Below are 10,263 nucleotides of genomic sequence, written 5' to 3'. Positions count from 1 at the left end.
TCTCGACGATGGAGACCCCCGGGGCCGCCCAGGCCTCTCGCCCGGCCTCATCCTTCTCGGCCCAGGAGCGCACGGTACCCCGCAACGTCACCCGGCTGCCTTCCACCTCGACGGTGATCCGTTGAGCATCCATCTCGGCACTGCGCCTGAGGGCATTCTCGATCTTGGCCTTGAGCTCGCCCGGCGAGACGCGTGGCTTGACCGCGATCAGGTTGCTCACCCCCGTCACGCCGGACAGGCAGAGGACGGCGTCCTGGGTGGTGTTCGTCCTGGCCCTGCTGACGATGGTCACCTCGCGTCGCATCTCGCTGTCCGTCACCGTAGTGGTGCACACGGCTCACTCTTTGGACCCTTCGGACTCGTCCGTCTGCCGGTGCCGTCACGCGATCCGGAGCACGATCATGCCACGCACGTGCTTGGCCTGGACCACCTCGAGGGCGTCCGGCGCGCGCTCGAAGGGGAGGGATTCCTGGATCTCTGCCTTCAGCCAACCGTCGTCGATCATCCTGGCGACCCGGGAGAGCCGATTACCATCGGCCCGGACCACGTACTCGCGATCGACGCGGACGTCGCGTGGCACCTCGGACACGGACCCGGTGAGGTCGACCATCCGACCGCCCTTTCGCAGCGTCCTTGCGACCCGGTTCGCCTCCTCGCCCGCGACGCCGTTCAGCGCCTTGTCGATACCGTCCGGGTAATGAGCCCGGATCGCCGTGACGACATCCTCGGCCGTGTAGTCGATCACCGTCTCGGCCCCGAGGGCGCGGACGAAGTCGAGGTTCCTCCGGCCGGCCGTCGCAACGACGTGCGCCCCGAGCCGCGAGGCGATCTGGACGGCGAGGTGACCGACCCCTCCCGCGGCGGCCGTGATCAGCACCACGTCGCCTCGCTGCACGGCCAGGAGGTCCGTCAGGGTCTCGTGCGCGGTCAGGCCGACGATCGGCACCCCGCCCGCCCGTGTCAGGTCGAGCGAGGCGGGAGCGCGGGCGACATAGGACGCGGGCGAGAGCATGAACTCGGCCCAGGCGCCGTTGCAGTAGAGCGGATAATTGTACGCGTAGACGAGGTCCCCCTCGGCGAAGCCGTCCACCTCCCCGCCGATCGCCGCGACCGTGCCCGCTCCGGCCAGGCCGAGGACGAGCGGGAACGGCCGGCCCATCGGCCATTCGCCTTCGCGCACCATGATGTCCCAGTCGCCGACCTCGGCGCCGGCCATCTTGATCAGCACGTCGCCCGGCCCCGGTTCGGGCACCGGGAGCCTCCTGATCTGCATCCGATCCGGGCCGCCGTAGGCGTCGATGGCCCAGGCTTTCATTGTCACTTTGGCCGTTTCCATCTCGCTCATCGTCGCTGCCCTCGCTCAAACCGCGGGCGAAGCAGTCGGGACGGCGGATCGTCCCGCCTCGAGTCGCGGCAGGATCTCCCGCCCAATCTCCTCGAGGATGTCGGCCGCGTCGCGCCTGGCGTACTTGAAGTTGAGGATGACGTGGTGCACTCCGGCCCCGCGCAGGCCGTCGAGGAAGCCGAAGACGAGGTTGCGGCCGCCGCGAAAGCCAAGGTGGATCGGCTCCGGAGGCCCGTCCGGGTCGTCGGTCAGGTCAATATACAGGGACTGGGCGAATGGCTTGAACACGCCCGGCGCCGCGGCGGAGACCGCGGAGCGCCAGCCCGCGGCGAGTCGCCCCTGTTGCTCGAGGGGGCGCGGGTAGGTGATCCAGCCGTCTGCATGCTCGGCGATCCACTCCAGGCTCTGGCGGCTGGAGCCGGTGACGAGGATCGGCAGCCGGCCGGTCGGCTTGGGCACGAGGTCGGCCGTCCCGGACAGCACCCCGTAGGCCGACCGGACCGTCGGGAACTCCTCGGAGAACACCGCGCGGATTACGCGGAGGTTCTCTCGGAAGAGTGCATCGCGCCGATCGTAATCGACGCCGAACGCCGGGAACTCGACCGGCCGGTCGCCGGAGGCGACGCCGAGCACGAGTCGGCCGCCGGTGAGCCGGTCGACCGAGGCCGCGGCCTTGGCGGTGTGCAGCGGGTGGCGCAAGGGGAGGACGATCGAGCCAGTCGCCAGCGCGATCGTGCTCGTCCGGGCCGCGATCCATCCCAGGTAAACCCAGGGATCGTAACCCTGGCCGATGTCGCCGAAGCTCGGGTCGCGCAGCGGCACGTCGCGCACCCAGAGGGCGGCGAAGCCCAGCTCCTCGGCCCGGCGGGCCAGGCGCTCCTGGTTGCGCATCGTCGGCCGGTCGCCCTCGAACGCCTCGATCGGGAAGAAGACGCCGAGCGTCAGCCGGCCCGGCGCGAACATCCTCCGGAAGCCGTTCGGTTCACCATCGTCGACCGGGGCGTGTCCGACCCCCATGTGATCACCCTCTGTTTCCGGGTAGACGCAACCCTTCACGGCGGGAGCGAGCTCCTGCGCCGAGACGCCGTGCCTCGTCCCGATCTCGACATGTCCGGAACGTCCAACCATGGAACGGCCCGTCATCGCAACGACTGCGCCGGACCGGGTCCGAACCAGAGATGTCCGAGAGGATCGACTTCATCACGTTTCTGCGCAGGAGCTTGGGGCTTGGATCCCGCGTGGCCGCGGGGTTCATCGCCACCGCGAATCCCCGGTTCCGGCCTCGGCCGTGTGACAATTTGTCGGGATCGAACCGGTCGACCGACAACTTGGCGCAACGGGCGAGTGATCGCTGCCATCTGCCAGCGTCGGAGAATCAGCACGGCATTCGCTCGGCCGCGGCATCTTGCTCGCGGTGGAAGGGGCCGTCTCGATTCAGGCCAGGACTGCCTCAATCGTCGTGATTTTGTCGGTCCTGGGTCTATTGAAGGATGAAACCTCGAGCAAATGAACAAGTCCAATCTCATTCCGACTTCGCTCCCTGACCCCGTTTCCGCAGCCGACGGGGCGATCCTCAGCCATGAACGATCTCGCGAATCTCTGCTGCCGGATGCTCGATTGCTCGCTTTCGGACGCGGCGCCAAGGACCTCACGGTCCAGCCGCGCGGCGAGCGCGGACACATTGTCCGAACCGGACGGCGAAGATCAGCCTTCGAGGTCGAGCGGCGGCAATCATCTTCGGAGCCCGCATTGGGCAGGTCCATTCGCCACAACGGCTTGTGATCGCCGATCGAACCGGCGCGGGGTGTCGGCACGGTCGTTGCTTTCGGGGCTCACCCCCAGGCTCTCCGTTCGATGGTTCAACGTTCGAGGAGGATCAGGCATGGCAGGCAACCGCGCGGTGGCGTACGTCGGGCCCAAGAAGCTGGAAATTCAGAATCTCGACTTCCCTAAACTCGTAGACCCGCGTGGCAAGCCCTGCCAGCACGGCGTCATCCTCAAGCTCGTAACCACGAACATCTGCGGCAGCGACCTGCACATCTACCGCGGCCGCTTCGTCGCCCCCAAGGGCATGATCCTGGGCCACGAGAACACGGGCGAGGTTGTGGAGGCGGGACGGGACGTGGAGTTCATCAAGGTCGGCGACCTTGTCTCGGTCCCGTTCAACGTGGCCTGCGGGCGGTGCCGCAACTGCAAGGAACGGCACACCGACATCTGCTTGACCACCAACCCCAAGGCCGCGTGCGGGGCGTACGGGTTCAACCTCGGCGACTGGCCGGGCGGGCAGGCCGAGTACATGATGGTCCCCTACGCCGACTTCCAACTGCTCAAGTTCCCCGACAAGGACCGGGCGATGGAGCACATCGGCGAACTCTCGCTCCTCTCGGACATCCTGCCCACCGGCTTCCACGGCTGCACCGAGGCGGGGGTCCGTCCCGGGTCGACGGTCTACATCGCCGGGGCTGGGCCCGTCGGACGATGCGCCGCCTGCAGCGCCCGCCTGATGGGAGCGTCCACCATCATCCTTGGGGACAGGAATAAGGAACGGCTGTCGCTCGTGAAGAAGGCCGGCTTCGAGACGGTGGACCTGACGAAGGACGTACCGATCGCCGACCAGATCGAGGCCATCCTCGGCGAGCGCGAGGTGGACTGCGGCGTCGACTGCGTGGGATTCGAAGCGCACGGCTATGGGCGGTCCGTCGGGGAGGATGATCCGCAAGCCATCTGGAACACCCTCGTCGAGGTCGTCCGCTCGGGCGGCGGGATCGGCATTCCCGGCGTCTTCACCGACAACGATCCCGCCGGCCCTGGCGAGGACGCGAAGCAGGGGCGCTTGCACATCGACTTCGGCAGGGCCTGGATCAAGTCGCAGCACGCAATGTGGGGGCAGTGCCCGGTGATGAAGTACAACCGGGAGCTGATGCAGGCCATCCTCGCCGGCCGCATGGACTACCTCAGCAAGGCGCTCAATGTCGAGTACGTCTCGCTCGACGAGGCGCCAAAGGCTTACCGCGCCTTCGATGACGGCGTGGCCAAGAAGTTCATCATCGATCCGCACGGGAGCGTGAAGAAGGGGAAGGCGAAGTAGATTGCGTCGCGCAGGGCATTCTCCATCCGAAACGGCAGTGAACCCCCGAGAGAGAGGAAATCCGATGGCCAAGCAGGTGACGCTTGCCTCCGCCCGCAGGGTGATCGAGGCGGCCAGCAAGCACGCCGAGGAGATCGGCGTACCCATGAACATCGCCGTGGTCGACGCCGGCTCTAACCTCGTGGCCTTCATCCGGATGGACGGAAGCTGGCTGGGGAGCATCGACATCTCGCAAGACAAGGCGTTCACGGCGAGGGCCTTCGACATGCCGACGAAGGAGCTGGCGACCATGAGCCAGCCGGGCCAGCCGCTCTTCGGCATCGAGGCGAGCAACGAGGGCCGCATCGTGATCTTCGCCGGCGGCATCCCGCTGAAGTCCGACGGACAGGTCGTCGGCGCCATCGGGGCGAGCGGCGGCCAGCCCGACCAGGACCACTCGGTGGCCGAGGCCGGCGCAGCCGCGTTCGCGGCCGCCGCCGAGGCCGGCCGCTAACGTCCCTGGGGCTCCTTCTCACCCGCCGCTCGAGGACACCTCGCCGGCATCCCCGCCGCATCCTCCGCACGCCAGGAGGCTCCGGGGCCGATCCGAGTGCGGCCAGATCCGGAGGGTAAACGATGAAGTCGGAACGGAAGGTCGCCCTGGTCGCCGGGGCGACCGGCATCATCGGTCGGGGGATCGTCGAGCACCTGTCGGGCCTGGACGACTGGGAGGTCATCGCGATGTCCCGCTCGGCCCCCGACGACCTGGGCAAGCGGCGATTCGTCTCCGCGGACCTGCTCGAGTCCGGGGTTTGTCGTGACAAGCTGGGCGAACTCGGCGACGTGACCCACCTGTTCTTCGCCGCCTACCGAGAGATGCCGACCGAGGCCGAGCGGGTCGAGGTCAACGGGGTGATGCTGCGGAACGCCGTCGAGGCGGTCGAGGCCGCGGCGCCCGGCCTGCGGCGCATCGTGCTGATGCAGGGGACGAAGTACTACGGCTGCCACCTCGGCCCGTTCAAGACGCCCGCCAGGGAGTCCGACCCCCGGCACATGCCCCCCAACTTCTATTACACCCAGCAGGACTTCCTTCAGTCGCGGCGAGAAGACAAGGCGTGGGCCTGGACGGCCCTGCGGCCGGACATCGTGTGCGGGCTCGGGACCGGCCATCCGATGAACCTGACCATGGTCATCGCCGTCTATGCCGCCATCTCCAGGGCGATGGGCCTGCCGCTGCGGTTCCCCGGCCGCCCGGGGGCCTACACGGCACTGGCCGAGGTCACCGACGCCGGGTTGCTGGCCAGGGCGAGCGAGTGGGCGGCCACCGAGCCCCGCTGTGCCGACGCCGCGTGCAACATCACCAACGGTGGCTATTTCCGCTGGCAGCACCTCTGGCCCCGGATCGCCGAGGGCTTCGGCATGGAGGCCGGGCCCCCCGTGCCGATCCGGCTGGCGGAGTTCATGGCCGACAAGGGTCCGGTGTGGGACGACCTCGTGAGGCGGCACGCGCTGCGGCCCTACCGGTACGAGCAGATCGCCTCGTGGCCGTTCGGCGACTTCGTCTTCGGTTGCGACTACGACGTGATCTCGGACACGACCATGTCCAGGCGATACGGCTTCCATGAGGCGGTCGACACCGAGGAGATGTTCGCCCGGATGTTCCGGGACCTGCGGTCTCAGCACTACATCCCTTGATTGAAGGAGAGAACATGAAGGCGTCCGTCTTCCACGGCCCGCGCGACATCCGGGTCGAGAACGTCCCCGACTCCCGGATTCAGCGGCCGACCGACGCCGTCGTGCGGATTACACACGCCTGCATCTGCGGCTCGGACCTGTGGTTCTACCGGGGCATCGCGAAGTGGGAGCCGGGCTGGCGCGCCGGGCACGAATGGATGGGCATCGTGGAGACGGTCGGGCCGGAGGTCCGCACCCTCAAGCCGGGCGACCGGGTGATCGCACCGTTCGCCTTCTCCGACGGCACCTGCGAGTTCTGCAAGAAAGGGCTGTTCACGTCCTGCATCCACGGCGATTTCTGGGGCGGCAAGGATCACGAGGGGGGCCAGGCCGAGGCGATCCGGGCCGAGCTGGCCGACGGCACGCTGGTCGTCCTGCCGCCCCAGGTCGAGGGAGATGAGGCCCTGCTCAAGGCGATCCTGCCCCTGAACGACGTGATGGGGACCGGTTACCACGCGGCCGTCTCGGCCGGGGTCGAAGGTGGGTCGGTCGTGGCGGTGGTGGGCGACGGGGCGGTCGGCCTCTGCGGCGTGCTGGCGGCCAGGCGGTTGGGGGCCGAGCGGATCATCATGCTCGGCCGACACGAGGGCCGGCTGGCGACGGCCCGTCGATTCGGCGCGACCGACGTGGTGACCGAGCGGGGCGACGAGGCGATCCGCAGGGTCCGGGAGATGACCAGGGGCGGCGCCCCCTCCGTGCTCGAGTGCGTCGGCCTGGTGGATTCCATGAACACGGCCATCGGCATCGCCCGCCCGGGTGGCACGGTGGGATTCGTCGGGGTGCCCAACGGCGGCGGGGCGATCGACCTGCAACGGATGTTCCGCCAGAATATCGCCCTGCGAGGCGGCGTGGCCCCGGTCCGGCGCTACATCCCCGAGCTGCTGGCCGACGTGCTGGCGGGCCGGCTCGATCCCTCGCCCGTGCTGGACCTGGAGGTCGGCCTGGAGGATGTGCCGGCCGGCTACGCGGCGATGGACGAGCGGCGGTCGATCAAGGCAATGGTCCGAACCTGATCGGGGCGGATGACGCGACGTTGATGTCCAGGTTCGAGGCGAACTCGGCCGCGGTCCGGTCGACGGGCCGAGCTCCGCCGGCCGGCGCTACGAGGCGACCGTCACGATGATCTTGCCGAGCTGCTGATTCGACTCCATGTACCGGTGCGCCTCGACGATCTGGTCGAAGGGGAAGGTCTTGGCGATGATCGGGCGCAGCTTCCCGGCCTCGAGGCCGTGGGTGATGAAGTCGATCGCGCGCGGCAGCCGGTTCGGGTCCGCCGTCACCTCCACAAGCATGTAGCCGCGGACGTTGAGGCCCTTCACGATCGCCGGCTTGGTCGGGAACGGCGTGTCCTGGTTGGTCAGGTATCCGTAGATGAAGAGGATGCCCCGGGGGGCCGCCGCCTGCGCCAGCTTCTCGATCCATGGGCCCGCGACGGCATCGAAGATGATCCGAGCGACTTGACCCCGAGTGATTCGCATTACTTCCTCGACGAGATCCTGGTCGTCGGTGACGATCACGTGCGCGGCGCCGGCCTCCCGGATCCTCTCCTTCTTCTCGGCCTTCCGCGTCGTGCCGATCGAGACGGCGCCGACGGCGTTGGCGATCTGGATCGCGGCGAGGCCGACGCTGCTCGACGCGGCCGGGATGAGGATATAGTCGCCGAGGGCGGCCTCGCCGATGCTGATGAGCGCCCCGTAGGCCGTCGGATAGGCCATCCAGACCGCGGCCGCCTCGGTCGCCGAGAGTCCGACCGGCCGCTTCACGATCGCCGAGGCCGGGACGATGGCCTCCTCGGCGTAGACACCGTAATGGTTCAGGGAGAAGGCCGGGATCACGCTGATCGGGTCGCCGGGCCTGAGGCCCGCCACGCCGGGGCCGAGCACATCGACGACGCCGGACGCCTCGTACCCCAGGCGGGCCGGGAGTCGCGGCTCTTCGAGGTACGTCCCCGATCGGAACATGGCCTCGGCCCGGTTCAGGCCGATCGCCTCGACGCGGATCTTGACCTCGCCGGGGCCGGGATCGCCAACCTCCATGTCCTCGATCTGCAGGACCTCGGGCCCACCGGTTCGATGGAATCGGACGACGCGTGCCATGCGGAGCCTCCTCGTGGGAAACGCGATCGGGGCCCTCGGGGACGAGCCTCGAGGATGTTCGGAGACTGGCCCTTGCGAGCGGCGTGCCAGGCGGGCTCTCGGGGCCGTCGCTGCCATCGAGGGGACGTCGAGACCCTCCCTTGCGCCGGGTCTGCAACGAGACGGCCGGAGGGCAGGGGACGCTGGGCCGGCTTGCCGGACGGCTTGTGGGTCGGGAATCGAGCGGCCGCGTCGGCGAACGATCGCCGCTTCGCCGCCACCACGTCAGGTGGCGACATCATCGTATGTGATTCGGACAAAATGTGCCGACGGCAGACAAAATGTGCCGACCGCGGGCAGGACGGCGGGCGAGCGACCGTCCCGCCTCGTCGCGGGCGCCGGGGCGCAAGCCCCTTGTCGCTGGAGGAGTTGGCGGTAGCTCGTGGGCCAAGTGGCCGTCTCCGGCACACCGTTCGTATAGCGTGACGCTGGTGAGGATCCAGCCGTCAAGAACAAGGGAGGCCACTCCGATGGCAACAGCAACCGCTTCTCCTCCGTCCGGGACGACCTCAGAGCGAACCACGCTTCGGTCCGTGAACCCGTACAACGGCCAGGTGATGAAGACATTCACGGAGATGTCAAGTGATGAGGTCTCGGACGCGATCGCGCAGGCCCACGACCGATTCAAGAGCTGGCGTCGCGTGCCCTTCGCGGAGCGAGGGGCGATACTCCGGCGAGCGGCCGTGTTGTGCCGGCAACGGCGGGAAGATCTGGCGAGGCTCATGGCGCTGGAGATGGGCAAGCGCATCGTCGAGGGGCGCGCGGAGGCCGAACTGTGCGCCCAGATCTTCGACTACTACGCGGAGAATGGGGAGCGATTCCTGAAGTCCCAGCTCATCCCGTCGCCGCAGGGTGACGGGATGCTGCTGAACCAGCCGCTCGGCGTGCTCCTCGCCATCGAGCCCTGGAATTACCCCTTCTACCAGGTCGTCCGCTTCGCGGCGCCGAACCTGATGGCCGGGAATACCATCGTCCTGAAGCATGCGTCCAACGTCCAGCAATGCGCCGAGGCCCTGTTCCGCGACGCGGGCTTCCCACCGGGTGTCTACACGAACCTCGTGATCTCGTCCCACCTCATCCCGGCCGCCATCGACGACGATCGGGTGCAGGGGGTGTCGTTGACGGGGAGCGACACGGCGGGCTCCAGGGTCGCGGAACGCGGCGGCAAGAACGTCAAGAAGACGGTGATGGAGTTGGGCGGCAGCGATCCGTTCATCGTGCTCGAGGACGCCGACATGGACCTGACGGTCAATCAGGCCGTCTTCGGGCGGATGAACAACATGGGACAATCCTGCGTCGCGTCGAAGCGATTCATCCTGCTGAAATCGGTGAGCGACGCGTTCCTCGAGAAGTTCCGAGCCAGGCTCGCCGCTCTCGAGATGGGCGACCCTCTCGACGAGGCGACAGGAGTCGCACCGCTCTATTCGCCGCAGGCCGCGGCCCAGATCGAGGACCAGGTCAACCGCTCGGTCGCCGCCGGCGCCCGCATCCTCCTGGGCGGGAAGCGGCCGGATCCCGAGGGGGCCTTCTTCGAGCCGACCATCCTGACGAACGTGCAGAAGGGGATGCCCGCTTACGAGGAGGAGATCTTCGGGCCTGTCGCGGCGGCGAGCGCCGTCCGCGACCAGGCCGAGGCCATCGCGATCGCCAACGACTCCAAGTACGGACTCGGCGGCTCGGTCTACACCCGCGACATCGAACGCGGCCGGCGGGTCGCGGAGGAGGTCGAGACCGGCATGGTCTACATCAACCATCCCGCCTACACGTACGCGGACATGCCCTTCGGCGGGATCAAGAAGTCCGGCTATGGGCGCGAGACCGGCGAGCTCGGCATCCTCGAATTCGTGAACAGGAAGGTCATCCGCGTCATGCGGTAAGGCGCCTCGGGTTTCCCGGGCCGGCCGGGTGGGTGAGGCCGGCGCGATGAAAGGTTAGGATTGACTGCCCCACAGCCGGGACCTGGACGTGACGGTTTCTGTTGA

General features: G+C 68.1%; 9 protein-coding genes. 5 read left to right on the top strand and 4 right to left on the bottom strand.

Annotated elements, in window-relative coordinates; genetic code table 11:
* The 3 genes from G6O54_RS35765 to G6O54_RS35755 all read right to left on the bottom strand — a co-directional run.
* The coding region (locus G6O54_RS35765; RefSeq protein ID WP_205679155.1) for a BON domain-containing protein at positions 1-334 on the bottom strand (334 nt) is incomplete at its 3' end.
* A 45-nt stretch (positions 335-379) separates the two neighbouring features.
* A complete protein-coding gene (locus G6O54_RS35760) occupies positions 380-1,345 on the bottom strand; it encodes an NADP-dependent oxidoreductase (RefSeq protein ID WP_165235431.1) in 966 nt (321 codons plus the stop codon).
* 15 nt (positions 1,346-1,360) lie between these two features.
* On the bottom strand, positions 1,361-2,362 hold the full coding sequence (locus G6O54_RS35755; RefSeq protein WP_165235427.1) for an LLM class oxidoreductase: 1,002 nt from the start codon (positions 2,360-2,362) through the stop codon (positions 1,361-1,363).
* 865 nt (positions 2,363-3,227) lie between these two features.
* Here G6O54_RS35755 and G6O54_RS35750 point away from each other — a divergent pair.
* The 4 genes from G6O54_RS35750 (at position 3,228) to G6O54_RS35735 (ending at position 7,159) form a co-directional block, all read left to right on the top strand.
* A complete protein-coding gene (locus G6O54_RS35750) occupies positions 3,228-4,433 on the top strand; it encodes an alcohol dehydrogenase catalytic domain-containing protein (protein WP_165235424.1) in 1,206 nt (401 codons plus the stop codon).
* Between the two features lie 64 nt (positions 4,434-4,497).
* On the top strand, positions 4,498-4,926 hold the full coding sequence (locus G6O54_RS35745; protein WP_165235421.1) for a GlcG/HbpS family heme-binding protein: 429 nt from the start codon (positions 4,498-4,500) through the stop codon (positions 4,924-4,926).
* Positions 4,927-5,048: 122 nt separating this feature from the next.
* A complete protein-coding gene (locus G6O54_RS35740) occupies positions 5,049-6,107 on the top strand; it encodes an SDR family oxidoreductase (protein WP_165235418.1) in 1,059 nt (352 codons plus the stop codon).
* A gap of 14 nt (positions 6,108-6,121) precedes the next feature.
* Positions 6,122-7,159: a zinc-dependent alcohol dehydrogenase family protein gene (locus G6O54_RS35735; protein ID WP_165235415.1), complete on the top strand. Its 1,038-nt coding sequence runs from the start codon at positions 6,122-6,124 to the stop codon at positions 7,157-7,159.
* Positions 7,160-7,246: 87 nt separating this feature from the next.
* Here the strand turns inward: G6O54_RS35735 and G6O54_RS35730 are convergent, their stop codons facing one another.
* Complete coding sequence (locus G6O54_RS35730; RefSeq protein WP_165235412.1) at positions 7,247-8,242, bottom strand: zinc-dependent alcohol dehydrogenase family protein; 996 nt, start codon at positions 8,240-8,242, stop codon at positions 7,247-7,249.
* A 509-nt stretch (positions 8,243-8,751) separates the two neighbouring features.
* On the opposite strand from G6O54_RS35730, the gene G6O54_RS35725 reads away from it, so the two are divergent.
* The gene (locus G6O54_RS35725) at positions 8,752-10,158 is read left to right on the top strand and encodes an NAD-dependent succinate-semialdehyde dehydrogenase (protein ID WP_165235409.1); all 1,407 of its coding nucleotides are present in this window, start codon (positions 8,752-8,754) and stop codon (positions 10,156-10,158) included.
* Positions 10,159-10,263 lie beyond the last annotated feature (105 nt).

Source organism: Aquisphaera insulae, from assembly GCF_011064615.1.
GTDB classification, from domain to species: Bacteria; Planctomycetota; Planctomycetia; order Isosphaerales; family Isosphaeraceae; genus Aquisphaera; species Aquisphaera insulae.
The sequence above is the reverse complement of the archived record's forward strand: the minus strand, read 5'-3'. Positions and strand labels throughout refer to the sequence as shown.

Coding starts and splice junctions, on each gene's coding strand:
- G6O54_RS35755 (WP_165235427.1), bottom strand. CDS start 2,362: ATGGGGGTCGGACACGCCCCGGTCGACGATGGTGAACCGAACGGCTTC.
- G6O54_RS35730 (WP_165235412.1), bottom strand. CDS start 8,242: ATGGCACGCGTCGTCCGATTCCATCGAACCGGTGGGCCCGAGGTCCTG.
- G6O54_RS35735 (WP_165235415.1), top strand. CDS start 6,122: ATGAAGGCGTCCGTCTTCCACGGCCCGCGCGACATCCGGGTCGAGAAC.
- G6O54_RS35750 (WP_165235424.1), top strand. CDS start 3,228: ATGGCAGGCAACCGCGCGGTGGCGTACGTCGGGCCCAAGAAGCTGGAA.
- G6O54_RS35740 (WP_165235418.1), top strand. CDS start 5,049: ATGAAGTCGGAACGGAAGGTCGCCCTGGTCGCCGGGGCGACCGGCATC.
- G6O54_RS35745 (WP_165235421.1), top strand. CDS start 4,498: ATGGCCAAGCAGGTGACGCTTGCCTCCGCCCGCAGGGTGATCGAGGCG.
- G6O54_RS35760 (WP_165235431.1), bottom strand. CDS start 1,345: ATGAGCGAGATGGAAACGGCCAAAGTGACAATGAAAGCCTGGGCCATC.
- G6O54_RS35725 (WP_165235409.1), top strand. CDS start 8,752: ATGGCAACAGCAACCGCTTCTCCTCCGTCCGGGACGACCTCAGAGCGA.